Here is an 18,157-nt window from a genome sequence, read left to right as displayed (position 1 = left end):
CCGCGACGGCTCTGACGAGGCCTGGACTCACCGGTCAGCGGGGGACCCGAAGCCACGCGGTCGCGTCCTGGGAAGGACGGCCGGCTTCGAGGGGCGCGCTGCTGAGCAGGACCTCGCCCTCGGGAAGGACCACGGGCTCGGCTCACCGGCGAGGCGCCTGGTGGAGGGGGCGGGGTCTCCCACGGGAATCGGTGCGCTGAGCCGTCAATGGGCCAGCTCAGTCCTTCTTCTCGGCCTTCTCTGTCTTCTCGGCGCTCCCGCCGGACGTGTTCTTCCCGCTCGAACCCTGGCCGTTGCCGGTGGCACCGCCCCCGGCCGTCTTCGTGGGCCCCGTCTTCGTCGGCTCGGACTTGGTCGGATCGGACTTGCTCGGCTCGGTCTTCGTCGGCCCGTTCTTCGCCGCCCGCGCCAGTTGCTCGGCGCAGTACGCGGCCACCCGGTCCTCGCCGCCCGCCGCCGTGACGAGCCGTTGCCAGGCGGTGGAGTCCAGGGCCTTGCCGTTGCCCTCGACCTGGTCGTAGGCGCGGCACTTGGCCTCGGTGTCCTGGGCGGTGGCGGGGTGGCCGGGCCGTCCGCCGCGGGTGCCGGACACCGCGGCGGACGGCTCGGCGGACGGCCGGTCGGGGGCACCGGCCGTCGGGGTGGAGCCGACCTTGTCGTCGGCGGGGTCGTCGGACGAGCCGATCGCGGCGACCGCGACGCCGCCCAGAGCGAGGCTGGCGACGAAGAGGGAGAGCGTGGTCTTCACCGACAGGGCCAGTCGCCGTTGCGCGCGGGGCCGCCAGTCGTCCCGGCGCCGGCTGCGCGCCCGATGCGCCCCGGCGGCGCGGGCGGCCCGGTACGCGGCCACGGCACGCTGCTCGCCGTCGAGGTCCGCGCGGTGTCCGCGCAGTACGGCGGCGGAGAGCAGCGCCTCCAGCGCGGCGTCGTCGAGCGTCATGTGCGGGCCGGCCGCCCGGCCGGGGACGAGGCCGTCAGGGTGCGCACGCCGACGGCCGGTGGTTCCACCGCCGCTCTGCTGTTCACCCATGTCCGTTTCCTGTTCCTGTCCGACCTGGCCTGTAAGCGGTCCGCGTGACTCGCGCGTCGCACGTGATCCACGTAATCCACGTGGATCTACGTGATCTACGTGATCTACGCGTCCTTCATGACAGCTGTGACGCCCGAGCTTCGTAGAGCCTGTACGTCCCTCACGCCCCGTACGACTCACCGAGCACCCACCGCTTCGCCTCATCGAGGCGCCGGTGTGCCGCTCCGGTCGCCGCCGTCACAGTCACTGTTCATTTCGATTCCCCCAGCGTCCTGGGGCCGTCATCCGTCACACCTGGGGCGCCGAGCTGCTGGGCCAGACGCTTCAGACCCCGGTACGCGGCCGTCCGCACCGCGCCCGGGCGCTTGCCGAGGACGCGGGCGGCGGCGGGGCCGTCGAGACCGACGACGACCCGCAGCAGCACCGCCTCGGCCTGGTCCCGCGGCAGCCCGCCGACCAGCGCCAGGGCGCGTTCCGTGGAGATCGACTCCAGCGCCTGGTCGTACGTGCTGTGCGGGCCCGGCAGGTCCAGTACGTCGCTCTCCAGCGCCGACGCCCGGGGCCGTACCTTCTGCCGGCGCAGATGGTCCAGGGCCCGGTGCCTGGCTATGGTCGCGGTCCAGCCCCGGAACCCGGCGCCGTCGCCCTTGAACCGGCCGAGGTCGCGGGCGATCTCCAGCCAGGCGTCGGACGCCACGTCCTCCGCGTCGTCCCCGACCAGACCGCGCAGATACCCGAGCAGTCCCGGCTGCACCAGGCGGTACGCGACCGCGAAGGCGGCCTCGTCACCTTCCTGAGCCCGCGCGACGGCCGCGCTCAACTCCCCGTCGTGCGCGCGCACGCGGCGGGGTTCCCCTCCCTGGCCCAAGAACTGTCCTCGTCCGTACCGGTTCGCGGCGCATCCGCACCTCGCGATGCGGCCACCCTTTCGCACGCCCCTCCACGGTCAACAGCGCCCGGCCTCACAGAAGTGTCACAGCGCGGCCGGGATACAACCCTTGCGGTTCATCGGGAGTCACACAGACGCCGCGAGGAGCCAAGGGCCTTGGCACAGCGCCCGCCCCGGAATGGCATACGATGCGCGCGACCCTCATAAAGATCACATAAGAGGATGTACACGTCATGTCGATGCCTCGACCTTCCCGTCCCCTTCGCGGCATAACCGCCGCCGTCGCCCTGCTCGCGCTCGGCGCGGCCGGATGCTCGGACGTCTCGGACGCCGTGGACAGCGCCAAGGACGGCGCCAAGAAGGTGGCCCGCCAGCGCTCGGTGTTCTCGCTGGCCGTCGGGGACTGCTACAACCCCAACACCAAGGGCGAGGGCGAGGAGGTCCTCGTCGAGATCGTGCCGTGCACGGAGGCGCACGCGGGTCAGGTCGTCGCCGACTTCAAGATCGACGAGGGCAGCTCGTACCCCGGCGACGACGCGATCACGGCCATCGCCGACAAGCGGTGCCCGGTCGAGGCGGGGAAGTTCGCCCCGGACACCTGGGCGCTCCCCAAGGGTGTCTCGATCTTCTACTACACCCCGACCAAGGAGAGCTGGGCGACCGGCGACCGCGCCGTCACCTGCACCTACAACAAGGAGTCGGGCAATTTCACCGGCACCCTGAAGGCCGACGCCAACGCGCTGAAGCCGGCGCAGAGCACGTACCTGCAGGGTTCGAACGCCGTCTACGACGCGCTGTGGACGAACCAGTCCGAGAAGGACACCGTCGAGGAGGACCTGCCCGGCTACAAGGCGCAGGCCAAGGCCGTCGCGGCCGCCCTCGACGCGCACCTCAAGGGCCTGAAGGGCATCGAGGGCACGGAGGTCGGCAAGCTCCGTGAGCAGCTGACGAAGACGGCCGCGCACTGGAAGACGGCCGCGAACGCCGCCGACGCCGACGCGTTCTACATCGCCTACGACCCGGCCTTCACCGGCATCGACCCGAACAAGACGGTCGCCGCCCGCAAGGAGCTGGGCCTGGCCACCACCGTCCCGGCCGACGACGCCGAGGTCTGGGCGAGCTGACGCCGTAACCGCCGAGGCGTCCGCCCGGAGCGGCTGACCCGGCCGGGACCCCGCCCATTCACGGGGTCCCGGCCGGGTCATGTCCGACGGTCGCCTACCCCCGCGACCAGCCGCTCGTCGCGTCCCGGCACAGCAACCGCAGCGACCCGTCGCCCGCGAAACACCGCCGGGCCTCGTCGATCGGATCCCACAGCCGCCCGTCGGGGGTCCTGATCCAGTGGTCGCCGCCCGACGCCCACCACTCGGCGCCCGTCTGACGGGCGATCACCTCACCGGCGTACGCGCCGAGACCGCGCAGGGTGTTCTCCACGGCGGGGTACGGGGTCCGTTCGCGACGCAGTTCCTCGATCATCCGGTCGACCCGCCACAGGCTCTGCGCCGAGTAGTCGAGTCGCAGCCGCGCTCCCTCGCGCATCGTCGCCACCGCGTCCGCCGCCCACCGCACCGGCTTGCTCGCGGCTGAGGGCCTGGTCTCCGCTTGAGTCGTCACATCCTGGAGAGCGTGGTCCGACTGCGTTTCGTCACGCGGATCCGGGGGCTGCCCGGGACCGGTGCAGGACCGCCCCACGTCCGCCCCATGACAGTCACAGGACTCCCCCAGGCATCAGGTTTACGCGGGAGTGACGCTTCGCCGCTCCCGTGCGCTCCAGTCACTGATGAGCATGTACTTCCATCTCCGAGCGGTGCCGCCCTCGGCACTGCGCAACAGCGCGACCTGGTTCCAGCGTCTGTTCGAGGACGACTGGGACACCGTGCGGGAGCGGATCGGCCGGCATCGCGAGGAGGTGCTCGACCGGCGGTACGGCGACGTCGAGCTGCTCTACTCCGGCATCCCCCCGAACCACGCCCCGGACGGCCCCCGCACCCATGTGGTCCTAGGCGGCCGCCCGGTCTTCCACCCGGAGACGGCCCTGCCGCCGTTCCTGCTGCTCACCGCGGCCCAGGTGACCGGGGTCGCCGGATACCTCAAGGCGGCCGACTTCGACGACCTGTGGCGCCACGCACGCACGAAGCTGCTGCGGCCGTACGCCGCGACGGACGCGGAGACCGAGGTGCGCGGCCTCTTCGCGGCCACCCACCGGGACCTGACCGCGTTCTACGCCCAGACGGCCGAGTACGGCGACGCGGTGGTGAAGTGGCTGCTGATCTGAGGGCCCGGACCTCGGGGCCTGCCCGTCAGCCCCTGCCCCGGGCCCGGCGCGACACCACCGCCCGCAGCACCCGACGCCCCTCCGTCGACACTTCCAGCGCCCGGCGCAGTCCGCCCGCGCCATGCCCGGCGAGGATCTCCAGGACGCTGATCTGACGCCGCAGTTCGGCGGCGACGAGCGGGGACATGCCCGCCGTACGCCCCTCCACCGCGGGGGCCCCTTCCGCACGTGCCGAGCTGAGCTCCTCGGGCAGCGCGCCGGCCGAGGACGCGTCGTCCTCCGCGGGGTCGAGCAGCCGGTGTATCTGGAGCGAGGCGACGGAGCAGGCGTCGGCCCAGATCCGCGCCTCGGCGGCGGACCGCACGGCCGGGGCGGCGGCCAGCATCCGCCGGGCGAGCAGGGCGGCCTCGTCCTCGACGTCCTCGTCGTCCACGATCTCGGCGACGCCGAGCTTCCCGCGTACCTGCTCCAGCAGTTCGCCCCACGCGGCCGGCTCGCCGCCCGCCGCGAGGTTCGCCCAGAGCGGCCGCAGGACCTCGTCGTCACCGCCCAGCAGGGGCACACACCGATCCAAACAAGCCAACCCGCTGGCGGCCAGTCCGCGTTCGTCGGCCTGAGCGATCAGTTCCACCAGGCTCATCCACGCCTCCCTAAGCGGGTCAGTCATGAGGGTCGGGGTCCCCGCACAGGCCCCTGGCGGGCCCCTTCCTTAACGGAGCCCACACCTCCCCTTACTGCGTGCAACGGCCCCCGAGTGTCACAGGGGTACGACACCGAGCCGGTCGAGCAGCCGAAAGAAGAGGTTTTCGGCCAAAGGATCCGCTTCAGAGGTGAGTACGTCGATCACCGACTCGGCGTTCACCTCGTGCCCCGCCTCGGCGGCCCAGGAGACGGCCCGTTCGGCGGCGTCGGAAGGTTCGAGGAAGTAGTCCTCCAGCGTGAGCCCCTCGTCGGCGGCGCCCAGGTACCCGGCCATCGCACCCCGTGCCAGACAGGTCGTCCACGCCCCGCTCTCGGGCGCCGCCGCCTCCACCACCACCGAGGCGCTGTCCATGACGTATCCGAAGAGCGCGGGCGCCCCGGTCTCACCGGCCAGGGCGTTCATGCTCCCGACGTCGCCGTCCCCGCTCGGGTACTCCCACACCTGCCAGCCGCCCGGCGCCTCCTCGCGCAGGGTCATCCCCTCGGCGCCGGCCAGCGCGTCCAGCTCCGCCAGCGGCCGCTCCCCGCGGCCCACGACGAAGTACCCCCAGTAGCCCATGTGCCATTCCCCCTGGCTCTTCGGTACAGCTCGGGCCGAATACACCACAGTCGCACGGGAGTTCGCAGCCGTATCGGCCAATCCACGGCTCAGTCCAGCCGGTCCGCCAGCGCCTTGAACTCGGCCCAGGACAGCTTTGGCTCACCCGCGTCCCACAGCTTCTGCACGGTCGCCCGCAGCGGCATCCGGATGCCGTCCGCGACCTGGGCCTGCGTCTGTGAGTTCGCCAGGTCGCACCACACCGCGAACGACCCGCCCAGGATCTGGTCGTCGTACGTGGCCGGCACGGCCGTCGTCCCGCGCAGCACCCGCGGCGTCCACTGCTCGTAGATGCGCTCACCGGTCGGATAGACGAAGGTCTGCGGCTCGCCGAGCACGTAGTAGAGGAACTCGTCGTTGTAGTTGATGACCTTCCGCCCCTCCCGCAGGTACTCCAGCGGCACCCGCGCCCCGATCTCCTTGCCCGTCCAGTACGCCACCTGGATGTCCTTGTCGGGCTGGACCGAGGTGTTCCGGAAGAACCCGTCGTTCCAGGCCCGTGGCGTGCGGTCGTGGGCGCGGACGGTGGCGGCGCGGTCGTTGAGCCATCCGGTGGCGAGGTCGGCGACGGTGCCTTGGGAGCCGTAGGCCTCCCGTGCGGCGGTGGCGAGCTGCGGATAGGACGCCTCGGGATTCGAGACGACCAGCGCCTGGTACTCGTCGCCGCCGAGGTGCCACTGGTTCCCGGGGAAGAGTCCCGCGTACTCGTTCAGCAGGTCGTCGACGATCTCGGCGGACTCGGGCTTGGAGATGTCCACGGCACCTCGGGTCGCGACCCCGTTCACGTTGCGCAACTGCAGATCCGGGTGCGCGGCGATGACGGCGCCCAGATGCCCGGGCGAGTCGATCTCGGGCACCACGGTGATGTGCCGGCTCTCGGCCAGCTCGACGATCTTCTTGACCTGCGCCTTGGTGAGGTGCTGCTGGGAGACGATCTCCGGATGCGAGGTGGACTCGATCCGGAACCCCTGGTCGTCGGAGAAGTGCAGCCCCAGCTGGTTGAACTTCAGGTCCCCCAGCTCCCGCACCCGGTCCTCGATCCAGTCCGCGGTGAAGTACTTGCGCGCGATGTCGAGCATGAACCCGCGCACCGGCTTGGCCGGCGCGTCCCGCACGACGCCCTCCGGCGCCGTACCCCCGTCGTGGACCTCCTGCTTCAGCGTCCGGGTCCCGTAGAAGACCCCCGCCTCGCCGGGCCCGGAAATGGTCACCCGTCCACCGCTCACGGTCATCGAGTACGACTCCGGATCCGCGCCCTCGTCGCCCTTCAGCGTCAGCCGCACGTCGCCGGCCCGCACGTCGTCCTTCTCACCGGCGTACGTCAGCCCCAGCTCACCGGCGATGAGCCGCCCCTCGTCGGCGAGCCCCTTGTCGTTCACGACGACCCGCTCCCCCTTGACGGGACGCCAGCCCGGCCCGCGCGCGGCGGTGTGCGAGGTGACCGCCGGGATGGTCCGCGGGGCCGTCGAGAGCGGATACGACCGAGTGGGTGACGGTGTGGGAGTGGGCGCCTGTCTCGGTGCGGAGGGAGAGGCGGCCTCGGACAGGCCCGGCGCCGACCGCCGCTGCTCCGATCCGGCCGACGCCCCGTTGTCACCGGTGGCCAGGAGGCCGAGGCTCACCCCGGCCGCGACCGTCACGACGACCACGGCGACGATCAGCACCCACGTCTGCTTCAGCGCCCTCTTGGCCGGGGCCCGGCGCCTGTGCTTGTGCTGGCTCACATCGCCAACCTAGGCCCTGAGAGCCCGGCCCGCCGTCCAGGGAACGTTCCGAAACTCTCCCGTTCGACTGAAATTCGGGCATCCGTCGGACACGTCACGTCCACACTCGATAACGTGGCGCCACTCCTGCCCCAAGAATCCCCTGTCGAAACCACGTGACGCCCACACACCTTCCTGGCCGAGTCGCCATACCGCCGCTGCCCGAGCAGACCCGAACTCCACCGTCCCCCACAGCGCTGGAGTCCTTCAACACGGCCCCCGCCGACCAGGTCCGACAGACCCTCCTGACCTGCCTGCACAGCCCCCGCTGGGCCGACCGCCTCACCGACCACCGCCCTTACCCCGACCTCGACTCCCTGCTGGCCGCGTCCGACGAGGCGGCCTACGACCTGACGCCGGGTGACCTGACGCAGGCACTGGCAGGAGAAACGTTGCCGGTACTGCCGAAGGGCGCGTACGGGGCGGCGCATACGGCGATAAGCGCCGCGAACGCCGCATACGAGGCGAAGTTCGGCCACGCGTTCGTCATCTGCCTGGACGGCCTCGCACCGAACGAGGCCCTGGACCACTTCCTGGCAGGAATCCGGTCACGTTTGACGAACGATCCGGAGGAGGAACGAGTGGTGGCGGCAGAGGAACTCCGCCGCCTGGCAAGAGCACGGTTGGTGGAGAACCTCAGGGGCGCGGGGCTGTAATCGATTTGCGGCTACCGCCGCGTGGGCGCGACCAGCCCAAACGGCGCAGCACCCGGCAGATAACCCACCAGAGCACCCCCTTAGCCGCCAATCCCCCATCCGCGTGCCACTTTGATCACATACCCAGCCCCCCGCTAAGCGCCGCAGGCAACCGTGGATACGATGCTGAGGGCCGGTGGACCGTACCCGGCCGGGCCCGACCGACAGCACAAGCCGGCTGGCCCCAATCCCCGCTCCCGGAGGAACTTCCGTGCCGGCTGGAACGCTGTACCGCGGCCGGGAAGGAATGTGGTCCTGGGTGGCTCATCGAGTCACCGGCGTCCTCATTTTCTTCTTCCTGTTCGTTCACGTGCTGGACACCGCTCTCGTCCGTGTCTCTCCCGAGGACTACGACAAGGTCGTAGCCACGTACAAGACGCCGATCGTCGCGCTGCTGGAGTACGGCCTCGTCGCCGCCATTCTCTTCCACGCGCTCAACGGCCTGCGCGTCATCGCCGTCGACTTCTGGTCGAAGGGCCCGCGCTACCAGAAGCAGATGCTCTGGTCCGTCGTCGGCCTCTGGCTGGTGCTGATGCTCGGGGCGATCTACCCCGTTCTCGGCCACGCCGCTCAGGAACTGTTCGGGAGCTGACGCGTATGTCCACCACTGAGAAGACCGCCACCGGTATCGGCCCTGTCGAGGGCGAGTCCCTCTACAACGTCGACAACCCGGCCCCCTACATCGAGGCGCCGCGCAAGCGCACCAAGAAGACCCCGAAGTCCACGCGGGGCAACTTCGAGATGGCCGCCTGGCTGTTCATGCGCCTGTCCGGCGTCGTGCTGGTCGTCCTGGTCATCGGCCACCTGCTGATCCAGCTGGTGCTGGACGGCGGCGTGTCGAAGATCGGCTTCGCGTTCGTGGCCGGCCGCTGGGCCTCGCCGTTCTGGCAGGTCTGGGACCTGCTGATGCTGTGGCTCGCCATGCTGCACGGCGCCAACGGCCTGCGCACGGTCATCAACGACTACGCGGAGCGCGCGAACACCCGTCTGTGGCTGAAGGGCCTGCTCTACACCGCCACGGTGTTCACCATTCTGCTGGGCACGCTGGTGATCTTCACCTTCGACCCGAACATCCGCTAGGCACGGGGCTGAGGCAACCACCATGAAGATCCACAAGTACGACACCGTCATCGTCGGCGCCGGTGGCGCCGGTATGCGCGCGGCCATCGAGTCCACGAAGCGCAGCCGTACCGCCGTGCTGACGAAGCTGTACCCCACCCGCTCCCACACGGGCGCCGCGCAGGGCGGCATGGCCGCGGCGCTCGCCAACGTGGAGGAGGACAACTGGGAGTGGCACACCTTCGACACGGTCAAGGGCGGTGACTACCTGGTCGACCAGGACGCCGCCGAGATCCTGGCGAAGGAGGCCATCGACTCCGTCCTCGACCTGGAGAAGATGGGCCTGCCGTTCAACCGCACCCCGAACGGCACCATCGACCAGCGCCGCTTCGGCGGTCACAGCCGTAACCACGGCGAGGCCCCGGTGCGCCGGTCCTGCTACGCGGCGGACCGCACCGGCCACATGATCCTCCAGACGCTGTACCAGAACTGCGTCAAGCACGGCGTGGAGTTCTTCAACGAGTTCTACGTCCTGGACCAGCTGATCACCGAGGTCGACGGCGTCAAGAAGTCGGCGGGCGTGGTCGCGTACGAACTCGCCACCGGTGAGATCCACGTCTTCCAGGCGAAGGCCGTCATCTACGCCTCCGGCGGCACCGGCAAGTTCTTCAAGGTGACGTCCAACGCGCACACGCTGACGGGTGACGGCCAGGCGGCCGTGTACCGCCGGGGTCTGCCGCTGGAGGACATGGAGTTCTTCCAGTTCCACCCGACCGGCATCTGGCGCATGGGCATCCTGCTGACGGAGGGCGCCCGCGGTGAGGGCGGCATCCTCCGCAACAAGGACGGCGAGCGCTTCATGGAGAAGTACGCGCCGGTCATGAAGGACCTCGCGTCCCGTGACGTCGTCTCGCGCTCCATCTACACGGAGATCCGTGAGGGCCGCGGCTGCGGTCCCGAGGGCGACCACGTCTACCTCGACCTCACGCACCTTCCGCCGGAGCAGCTGGACGCCAAGCTGCCCGACATCACGGAGTTCGCGCGGACGTACCTCGGTATCGAGCCGTACACGGACCCGATCCCGATCCAGCCCACCGCGCACTACGCCATGGGCGGCATCCCGACGAACGTCGAAGGTGAGGTCCTCAGCGACAACACCACCGTCGTCCCGGGCCTGTACGCGGCCGGCGAGGTCGCCTGTGTGTCCGTGCACGGCGCCAACCGCCTCGGCACCAACTCGCTGCTGGACATCAACGTGTTCGGCAAGCGGGCCGGCATCGCGGCCGCGGAGTACAGCCAGAAGGCGGACTACGTGGAGCTGCCGGAGAACCCGGCGGAGCTGGTGATCGAGCAGGTCGAGCGGCTGCGCACCTCCACCGGCACCGAGCGGGTGGCGACCCTGCGCAAGGAGCTCCAGGAGACCATGGACGCCAACGTCATGGTGTTCCGCACGGAGCAGACCATCAAGACGGCGGTCGAGAAGATCGCGGAGCTGCGCGAGCGCTACCGGAACGTCTCGATCCAGGACAAGGGCAAGCGGTTCAACACGGACCTGCTGGAGGCCATCGAGCTGGGCAACCTGCTCGACCTGGCCGAGGTCATGGCCGTGTCCGCGCTGGCCCGCAAGGAGTCCCGCGGCGGTCACTACCGCGAGGACTACCCGAACCGCGACGACGTCAACTTCATGCGCCACACCATGGCGTACCGCGAGGTCGGCGACGACGGCACGGAGTCCATTCGTCTCGACTACAAGCCGGTCGTCCAGACCCGCTACCAGCCGATGGAGCGTAAGTACTGATGGCTACCCCCGTTATGGACAAGGTGGAGGCCGAGTCCGCCGCGTCTCCCTACATCACGGTCACCTTCCGGGTCCGCCGCTTCAACCCGGAGATCTCGGCCGAGGCCACCTGGGAAGACTTCCAGCTGGAGATCGACCCGAAGGAGCGCGTCCTCGACGGCCTCCACAAGATCAAGTGGGACCTGGACGGCACGCTGACCTTCCGTCGCTCGTGCGCCCACGGCATCTGCGGCTCGGACGCGATGCGGATCAACGGCAAGAACCGCCTCGCCTGCAAGACGCTGATCAAGGACATCAACCCCGAGAAGCCGATCACGGTCGAGCCCATCAAGGGCCTCACGGTCCTGAAGGACCTCGTGGTCGACATGGAGCCGTTCTTCCAGGCGTACCGCGACGTCATGCCCTTCCTCATCACGAAGGACACGAACGAGCCGACGCGTGAGCGTTTCCAGACGGCCGAGGACCGCGAGCGCTTCGACGACACGACGAAGTGCATCCTGTGCGCCGCCTGCACCTCCTCGTGCCCGGTGTTCTGGAACGACGGCCAGTACTTCGGCCCGGCGGCCATCGTCAACGCGCACCGCTTCATCTTCGACTCGCGTGACGAGGCCGGCGAGCAGCGGCTGGAGATCCTGAACGACAAGGACGGCGTCTGGCGCTGCCGCACGACCTTCAACTGCACGGACGCCTGCCCGCGCGGTATCGAGGTCACGAAGGCCATCGCCGAGGTGAAGAAGGCGCTGATCACGCGCCGCTTCTGAGGTCGCCTCAGGTACGGTCCGCCGTACTACGGCTCTGTGGGCCCCGTCTCCCGGTTCGGTACCGGGGGCGGGGCTCTCGCCTTTCCCGGCGTTCGGACATCCCAACGGCTGTGGCTGGAAGGGCTGTTGAGGTAGTTGAGAGTTCAATACAGACTGCCCTCATGGCACTCCTGAGAAAGGCGGCCGCCGCCCTGTCGGCCACGGCCGCCGTCCTGCTCGCGATACCCCCCACTGCCTCCGCGTCCCCCGTCCCGCGTCCGACCCTCGCCCACGAGAACTTCGACCGGCTCCCCCTGGGCCCGGTGTCGCAGGGGCGCGGCTGGACGACCGACGTCTCCGGCGGCACCCTGACCGTCGTCCCCAGCACCACGGGCCGCCCCGGCCGCGAACTGCGCATCCGCACCGAGGGCAACGGCCGGGCCTTCCTGGTCCTCCCCGACCTTTCCGCCCCCGGCAACAGCTACTGGGCCCGCCTGCGGCTGCGCGTCGACGCCTTTCCCACCGCTCCCGACTGGGCGCACTGGACCCTCGCCGAGGCGTCCGGCTCGGACTCCCCCTCCCTCGTGCGCCCCTTGGGCGGCCAGTACGCCCCGACCGACGACGGCAACTTCTGGGGCGTCGGCTCCGACCTCGGCCCCACGGGCGACTGGACGTCCTGGAAGACCTCCGCACCGGCCGAGGCCGGCACGTGGAGTTGCGTGGAATTCCACCTGGACGCCACCGACAACCGCGTCGCGGTCTACTTCGACGGCGTCGAGCAGCCCGACCTGACCGTCTCCACGCACCAGCACGGCGGCACATCGGATCCCTTCACCTTCCCTTCCTTCGACCAGCTGAAGCTGGGCTGGCAGCTGTACCAGGCCGACCCGACTCCCGCGGCGTACGACGTCCGGATGGACGACATCGCGGTGAGCACGCGGCGGGTCGGCGGCTGCGCGTCCTGACATCCCCCGGGGCCCGTTCTCCCCCACGGTCTCGGGGTGCGGGGCAGGAGGATCCCATGACGACGACAGTACGATCCGCCACTGACAATCACCGGATCCGGTCGATCATCGCCTTACTCTGACGGTATGTCAGATGACGAGTCGTACGAACTGCTCGGGTTCGACCACGTGCTGCTGCCGGTCGGCGACCTCGGCGAGGCCGTCCGTTTCTACGAGCGCGCCGGGTTCACGGTCGGGTTCCGGCTCGACGAGGCCGGGATCGCGCTGCTGAAGGTCGGGGGCGAGACGCCCGGCATCCTGCTGCGCGCCGAGGACGCGATGGGACACCGGTCGCCGCCCTGGCCCTCCCCTCGCGTATGGCTGGAGGTGCCGGACGCGCGGAGGGCGGCGCGGGCGCTGCGCGACGCGGGCATCGAGCCGCTCGACGAGCCCTTCTCCGGCGCCACCGGCTGGACCGTCGAGATCGCCGACCCCTGGGGCAACGTCACCGGGTTCACGGACTACTCCAAGCGGCCGGAGCTCGGGCGCAGACCCTGACGCCCCATCGGCGGGAGGCGTGACGGAGGCCTCACCGACGTTGAGTTGAACATGTTCAAAGACAGGGTCTACAGTCTCCCTTGTCAGCGTTTTGAACGCGTTCAAGAAGAGGGGGCGTCATGGACCGCACGGTCATCGCCTACGTCATCTACCTGGCCGTCAGCATCGCCCTGACCGTCTGGGTGGCCCGCACGCTCAGCCGCAACGGGCGGATCTTCCTCGCCGACGTGCTGCGCGGGAACGAGAAGCTCGCCGACGCCGTCAACCATCTGCTCGTGGTCGGCTTCTACCTCGTCAACCTCGGCTTCGTCGCGCTGTATCTGCGCGACGACGACACCGTCCTCGACACGCGCGGGATCTTCGAGACCCTGTCGACCAAGCTCGGCGTGGTGCTCCTCGTGCTCGGCGTGATGCACCTGGGCAACGTCTACGTGCTCAACAAGATCCGGCGGCGCGGCGTGATGGAGCGCGAGCAGGTACCGCCGGTCGCACCGCAGGGCTGGGTCACACCGTCGGCCGGGGCGTGAGCGGGTGTCCGGCACGACTGCGGGCGGGGCGGCCGGTGTGACGGCCGGGGCAGGGAGTGGCAAGGCGGCCGGCGTCGCGGTCCGCCGGCTCACCGTCCTCTACGACGCCCAGTGCTCCCTGTGCGCATTCCTGCGGGACTGGCTCGTACGGCAGCCGCAGTTGGTGCCGCTGGAGCTGGTCCCGGCCGGGTCCGACGAGGCCCGGCGGCGCCACCCCGAACTCGACCACGCTGCCACCCTCGACGAGATCACCGTCGTAGGTGACGCGGGGCAGGTCTACCGGGGCGGGGCCGCCTGGATCGTCACGCTGTGGGCGCTGCGCGAGCACCGGGGACTCGCGCATCGCCTCAGCACCCCGGCCGGGGCGCGGCTCGCCAAGGGAGCCGTGCTCGCCGCCGCCAAGTGGCGCGGGGCGCAGTGGAGCGGGGCGCGACAGGGCGGGGCGCGACTCGACGGGGCGCGACAGGGCGGGGCGCGACAGGGCAGGGCCCAGTGGAGCGGGGCGCAGTGGGGCGGGCGGGCCTATCGGCGCGGGGACGGGTGGTCGTACGACCCGAGTGGGGGCTGGACGTACAACGCGCCGGGCTGCGAGGGCGGTTCCTGCGCCGCGGGGTGAGGCCGTTGTCGAGCGGCCGTCAGGTCCCGGCCGAGGTGCCCAACTCGTCCTGAACGGCTCGCTTTCGCACCTCGTTTTGGCATGCGCCCTTCCAAAAAGGCGCTCGGGTTGGCACTCTGCCTCCCGGTTCTCCACTCCGCACTCGCATCGACCGTCTGTCGTCCGCCGGGCGGCGCCGACCCGGTGGCGCCCGGTCCCCCCATCGCAGAAGGAGTACGCGTGAGAGGCATACCCGGCGTCACCCGCATACCCCGCCCCCTCCTCGGCGCCCTGGTCGGCGTCACCGCGCTGCTCACCGCGGGCGCCCTCGCCACCCCGGCGAGCGCCGCGCCGAGGACCGACAGCTCGACCGGCGTCAGGTCGGTCTCGGCCGGCGCTCAGCAGCAGGCCCGTGAGTTCTGGACCCCTGAACGGATGCGCGCGGCGACCCCGCTCGACCTGGTCACCGTCGACGGCCACTACGACGGCGGATCGGCTCCCCTCAAGGGCGTCGCGACCGAGGTCGCGCCCAGCGCCCCGGCCGGCGGAGTGGCCGGAGCCGTGGGGGCGGTCGGCAAGGGCGTCTCCGACGTCGGCCTGATGGCCTTCCCGAACGGCGGCGGTCAGTGGAGCGGCGGCGGTGCGGTCGTCTCCACGGCCGGCCGCGTCTTCTTCACCTACCAGGGCCGTACGGCGTCCTGTTCCGGCAACGCCGTCACCAGTTCCAACAAGAGCACCGTCATCACGGCGGGCCACTGCGTGAAGCTGGAGGGCGCCTGGCACACCGACTGGGTCTTCGTGCCCGGCTACCACGACGGACAGGCCCCCTACGGTCGCTGGACCGCGTCGAAGACCCTGTCCACCCCGCAGTGGACGGCGAGCGAGGACATTAACTACGACGTCGGCGCGGCGGTCGTCGCCCCGCTGGACGGCAAACTGCTGACGGACGTGGTCGGCGGGCAGGGGCTGGCCTTCAACACCGGCTACAACCTGCGTATGTACTCCTTCGGCTTCCCGGCCGCCGCCCCGTACGACGGCGAGAAGTTCATCTACTGCTCCGGGACCACCAACCGGGACTTCCTGCTGTCCGACGACCACGGCATGAACTGCAACATGACGGGCGGCTCCAGCGGCGGCCCGTGGTTCACGCAGTTCGACGAGGCCACCGGCAAGGGCTTGCTGTCCTCGGTGAACAGCTTCAAGTACAACTTCCTGCCGAACCGGATGTACGGCCCGTACTTCGGCGCCGACGCCCAGAACCTGTACCAGACGGCACAGACCTCCTGACCGTCGGCCGAATCACCACTCGTTAGGCTCTCGTTCCGTGCCCTCGAAGAACGACAGCCCTGAGCAGGGCGACGCGCCCAGCAAGTCCGAGCAGACCCGCGCGCTGATCCTGGAGACCGCCATGCGGCTCTTCCAGGAGCGCGGCTACGACAAGACGACGATGCGGGCCATCGCCCAGGAGGCCGGGGTCTCCGTAGGAAACGCGTACTACTACTTCGAGGGCAAGGAACACCTGATCCAGGGCTTCTACGACCGGATCGCCGCCGAGCACCAGGCGGCGATCCGGGACGTCCTGGCCCGCGAGACCGACCTGGAGGCACGTCTCGCGGGCGTGCTGAAGGTGTGGCTGGACATCGCGACGCCGTACCACGAGTTCGCCGTGCAGTTCTTCAAGAACGCCGCCGACCCCGACAGCCCGCTCAGCCCCTTCTCCGCGGAGTCCGAGCACGCGCGCGTGGAGGCCATCAACGTCCATCGCCAGGTGCTGGCTGGGGCGACGAGGACGAAGGTGCCCGAGGAGCTCCGGGACGTGCTGCCGGAGTTGATGTGGCTCTCCCAGATGGGGCTCGTCCTGTACTGGATCTTCGACCGCACCGAGGGCCGCGAGCGCAGCTACCGGCTGGCCGAGCGGGGTGCCCGACTGACCGCGCGGGGTGTCGCCCTGGCGCGGTTCCGGGTGCTGCGGCCGCTGGTGCGCGAGGTGCACGAGCTGTTCACGGACTTCCTGCCTGGGATGACGAACGCGTTGCCGGATCCGGCGAAGGAGAAGGCGGGCAGGAAGGCGAGCAGGAAAGCAGACGGGAAGACGGGCGCTCAGGGGGACGAACAAGGGGCGCCCGCTCAGGACGAGCGCCCCTGAAATGCCTCCAGTGACCGTCAGTTGACGGCGTCCACCTCACCGTCGGCCAGCTCGACGTCGTACACGAGCGGACCGTCCGTCACGACCACCTGGGCCGCCCGGGACCCGTACGACTGCGCGGTCGCCGCCAGCAGATACGTACCCGGCGCCGGTACCGAGACGATGTACGAGCCGTCGGCCAGGGACGTCACCCCGTCGAGCCGGCGGCCGCCCTTCGTCAGCAGCGTCACCGCCGCGCCGTCGACCGGATCGCCGTCGGCGGTGCGGATGTACCCGTGGACGACCGACGCGCGGCCCGCCAGGACCGGCTCCTCGTCGGCCGCCGTCGCCTCCTGCCTTGGCTCGACCGCGAGATGCGGCAGCCGCTTCTCCAGCCAGTCCGGCAGCCACCAGTTCGACCGGCCCAGCATGTGCATCGCGGCCGGCACCAGCGCCGTACGCAGGATGAACGCGTCCAGGGCGACGGCCGCCGCGAGGCCGATGCCCGCCATCGCGCCCTCCATGTCGCCGCTCAGCACGAACGCGCTGAACACACAGATCATGATCAGAGCCGCCGAGTTGATGACCCGGCTGGTCTCCGCGAGGCCCACGCGCACCGCGCGCGCGTTGTCCTTCGTGTGGACCCACTCCTCGTGCATCCGGCTCACCAGGAACACCTGGTAGTCCATGGAGAGGCCGAGCAGCAGGGACAGCAGGGACAGCAGGGACAGCATGATGACCGGCAGGAACGACGTGATCGGCCCCTCCTTGCCGATCCCGAGCAGTTCGGTGCCCCAGCCCCACTGGAAGACCGCCACCAGGACGCCGAAGGACGCGGCGGCCGCGATGAGGTTCATCAGGGCCGCCGTCAGCGGCACCACGAGCGAGCGGAACGCCACCAGCAGAAGCAGGAAGCCGAGCGCGGTGATCGTCGCCACGAAGTACGGGAGCCGGTCGCCGGTCACCGACGCGAAGTCCTTGAAGACCGCCGTCACCCCGCCGACATGGGCCTCGGCGCCCGACTGCGGGATCACGTCGTCGCGCAGATGGTCGATCAGCCGGTCGGTCTCCTCGGACTGGGGCGACGTCGTCGGTACGACCTGGATGACCGTGACGCCGTTCGCCGACGGGACGGCGGGACGGCGGCCACCTGGGCGACGCCCTCGGTGGCGCGGATGCCGTCGACCAGACCCGCGGGGGCGTCGCCGTCGACGACGACCTGGAGCGGGCCGTTGACGCCGGGCCCGAAGCCCTCGGCGAGCAGGTCGTAGGCCTGCCGGGTGGTGGTCGACTCCTGGTGGTTGCCCTGGTCGGTGGCGCCGAGACGCAGCGACAGCACGGGGATCGCGAGAGCCGCCATGACGACGAGGGCCAGCGCCGCGATCGGCCGCGGGCGCCTCTGGACGTACGCCGACCAGCGCGCCGCCGGTCCGCTCACCTCCGCCGGCTCCGGTTCGGCCGCCGCGAGCCGGCGCCGCTGCCGGCGGCTGAGCACCCGCATGCCGAGCAGGCCGAGGAGCGCGGGCAGCAGGGTGATCGCGGCCAGCACGCTCAGGACGACGGTGAGCGAGGTCGCGACGACGACGCCGTCCAGGAACCGCATGTTCATCACCAGCATTCCGGCGAGCGCGATGCAGACCGTGCCGCCCGCGAACAGCACCGCGCGCCCCGAGGTGTTGAGGGCCGTCACGGCCGCCTCCTCGGGCCGCATCCCGCGCAGGATGCCGCGCCGGTGCCGGGTCACGATGAACAGGGCGTAGTCGAAGCCGACGCCGAGGCCGAGGCCGATCAACGAGCCGAGCAGCGGGGCCACTTCGGGCACGTCCGTGACATGGCTCATCAGCATGGTCGCGATCAAG

At 70.3% G+C, this 18,157-nt stretch carries 19 protein-coding genes and 1 pseudogene; 13 read left to right on the top strand and 7 right to left on the bottom strand.

Annotated features, from left to right (window positions below; genetic code table 11):
* Positions 1-217: 217 nt before the first annotated feature.
* A complete protein-coding gene (locus tag AQJ67_RS27150) occupies positions 218-1,030 on the bottom strand; it encodes a hypothetical protein (protein ID WP_159058833.1) in 813 nt (270 codons plus the stop codon).
* A gap of 250 nt (positions 1,031-1,280) precedes the next feature.
* The gene (locus AQJ67_RS27145) at positions 1,281-1,898 is read right to left on the bottom strand and encodes an RNA polymerase sigma factor (RefSeq protein WP_079056198.1); all 618 of its coding nucleotides are present in this window, start codon (positions 1,896-1,898) and stop codon (positions 1,281-1,283) included.
* A gap of 254 nt (positions 1,899-2,152) precedes the next feature.
* Here AQJ67_RS27145 and AQJ67_RS27140 point away from each other — a divergent pair, with 254 nt between their 5' ends.
* Positions 2,153-3,043 (top strand): septum formation family protein, encoded by an 891-nt coding sequence (locus AQJ67_RS27140; RefSeq protein ID WP_062721906.1) that lies wholly within the window; start codon positions 2,153-2,155, stop codon positions 3,041-3,043.
* Between the two features lie 94 nt (positions 3,044-3,137).
* On the opposite strand, the gene AQJ67_RS27135 is transcribed toward AQJ67_RS27140, so the two are convergent.
* Positions 3,138-3,533 (bottom strand): hypothetical protein, encoded by a 396-nt coding sequence (locus tag AQJ67_RS27135; protein WP_079056197.1) that lies wholly within the window; start codon positions 3,531-3,533, stop codon positions 3,138-3,140.
* A 172-nt stretch (positions 3,534-3,705) separates the two neighbouring features.
* On the opposite strand from AQJ67_RS27135, the gene AQJ67_RS27130 reads away from it, so the two are divergent.
* Complete coding sequence (locus AQJ67_RS27130; RefSeq protein WP_341846168.1) at positions 3,706-4,194, top strand: DUF1877 family protein; 489 nt, start codon at positions 3,706-3,708, stop codon at positions 4,192-4,194.
* A gap of 25 nt (positions 4,195-4,219) precedes the next feature.
* On the opposite strand, the gene AQJ67_RS27125 is transcribed toward AQJ67_RS27130, so the two are convergent.
* The 3 genes from AQJ67_RS27125 to AQJ67_RS27115 all read right to left on the bottom strand — a co-directional run bounded on the left by AQJ67_RS27125 (position 4,220) and on the right by AQJ67_RS27115 (position 7,158).
* Entirely contained in the window at positions 4,220-4,834 is a 615-nt protein-coding gene (locus AQJ67_RS27125; RefSeq protein ID WP_062721903.1) for a hypothetical protein, read from the bottom strand.
* 117 nt (positions 4,835-4,951) lie between these two features.
* Positions 4,952-5,455 carry a hypothetical protein gene (locus AQJ67_RS27120; protein WP_062721902.1) on the bottom strand — a complete coding sequence of 168 codons (504 nt, stop codon included), beginning with the start codon at positions 5,453-5,455 and terminating at the stop codon, positions 4,952-4,954.
* Positions 5,456-5,544: 89 nt separating this feature from the next.
* Complete coding sequence (locus AQJ67_RS27115) at positions 5,545-7,158, bottom strand: beta-N-acetylhexosaminidase (protein WP_062722070.1); 1,614 nt, start codon at positions 7,156-7,158, stop codon at positions 5,545-5,547.
* Between the two features lie 215 nt (positions 7,159-7,373).
* Here AQJ67_RS27115 and AQJ67_RS27110 point away from each other — a divergent pair, with 215 nt between their 5' ends.
* The 11 genes from AQJ67_RS27110 (at position 7,374) to AQJ67_RS27060 (ending at position 16,319) form a co-directional block, all read left to right on the top strand.
* Positions 7,374-7,913, top strand: a complete 540-nt coding sequence (locus tag AQJ67_RS27110) for a 2-oxo-4-hydroxy-4-carboxy-5-ureidoimidazoline decarboxylase (RefSeq protein WP_062721901.1) — start codon at positions 7,374-7,376, stop codon at positions 7,911-7,913.
* A 250-nt stretch (positions 7,914-8,163) separates the two neighbouring features.
* Positions 8,164-8,544: a succinate dehydrogenase, cytochrome b556 subunit gene (gene sdhC / locus AQJ67_RS27105; protein ID WP_079056196.1), complete on the top strand. Its 381-nt coding sequence runs from the start codon at positions 8,164-8,166 to the stop codon at positions 8,542-8,544.
* Positions 8,545-8,549: 5 nt separating this feature from the next.
* A complete protein-coding gene (locus AQJ67_RS27100) occupies positions 8,550-9,032 on the top strand; it encodes a succinate dehydrogenase hydrophobic membrane anchor subunit (RefSeq protein ID WP_062721899.1) in 483 nt (160 codons plus the stop codon).
* Positions 9,033-9,054: 22 nt separating this feature from the next.
* Positions 9,055-10,809: a succinate dehydrogenase flavoprotein subunit gene (sdhA, locus tag AQJ67_RS27095; protein WP_062721898.1), complete on the top strand. Its 1,755-nt coding sequence runs from the start codon at positions 9,055-9,057 to the stop codon at positions 10,807-10,809.
* A complete protein-coding gene (locus tag AQJ67_RS27090; RefSeq protein ID WP_062721897.1) occupies positions 10,809-11,570 on the top strand; it encodes a succinate dehydrogenase iron-sulfur subunit in 762 nt (253 codons plus the stop codon). Before sdhA ends, AQJ67_RS27090 begins: the two co-directional genes overlap by 1 nt.
* Positions 11,571-11,731: 161 nt before the next feature.
* A complete protein-coding gene (locus AQJ67_RS27085; protein ID WP_062721896.1) occupies positions 11,732-12,514 on the top strand; it encodes a LamG domain-containing protein in 783 nt (260 codons plus the stop codon).
* Positions 12,515-12,640: 126 nt separating this feature from the next.
* Complete coding sequence (locus AQJ67_RS27080) at positions 12,641-13,051, top strand: VOC family protein (protein ID WP_062721895.1); 411 nt, start codon at positions 12,641-12,643, stop codon at positions 13,049-13,051.
* A 119-nt stretch (positions 13,052-13,170) separates the two neighbouring features.
* Positions 13,171-13,578: a hypothetical protein gene (locus AQJ67_RS27075; protein ID WP_062721894.1), complete on the top strand. Its 408-nt coding sequence runs from the start codon at positions 13,171-13,173 to the stop codon at positions 13,576-13,578.
* Between the two features lie 37 nt (positions 13,579-13,615).
* On the top strand, positions 13,616-14,194 hold the full coding sequence (locus tag AQJ67_RS27070; RefSeq protein WP_062722069.1) for a thiol-disulfide oxidoreductase DCC family protein: 579 nt from the start codon (positions 13,616-13,618) through the stop codon (positions 14,192-14,194).
* A 219-nt stretch (positions 14,195-14,413) separates the two neighbouring features.
* Positions 14,414-15,460, top strand: coding sequence for a trypsin-like serine peptidase (locus AQJ67_RS27065; RefSeq protein ID WP_062721893.1), 1,047 nt, complete (start codon positions 14,414-14,416; stop codon positions 15,458-15,460).
* Between the two features lie 37 nt (positions 15,461-15,497).
* The gene (locus AQJ67_RS27060) at positions 15,498-16,319 is read left to right on the top strand and encodes a TetR/AcrR family transcriptional regulator (RefSeq protein WP_062721892.1); all 822 of its coding nucleotides are present in this window, start codon (positions 15,498-15,500) and stop codon (positions 16,317-16,319) included.
* A gap of 17 nt (positions 16,320-16,336) precedes the next feature.
* On the opposite strand, the pseudogene AQJ67_RS27055 reads toward AQJ67_RS27060, so the two are convergent.
* Positions 16,337-18,156 (bottom strand): annotated as a pseudogene (locus tag AQJ67_RS27055) (MMPL family transporter); the annotation flags it as partial.
* Between the last annotated feature and the right edge of the window lies 1 nt (position 18,157).

This window comes from Streptomyces caeruleatus, assembly GCF_001514235.1.
In the GTDB taxonomy this organism is placed as follows: domain Bacteria; phylum Actinomycetota; class Actinomycetes; order Streptomycetales; family Streptomycetaceae; genus Streptomyces; species Streptomyces caeruleatus.
Note: the sequence above shows the minus strand (reverse complement) of the source record. Positions and strands in the feature narration are given on the sequence as shown.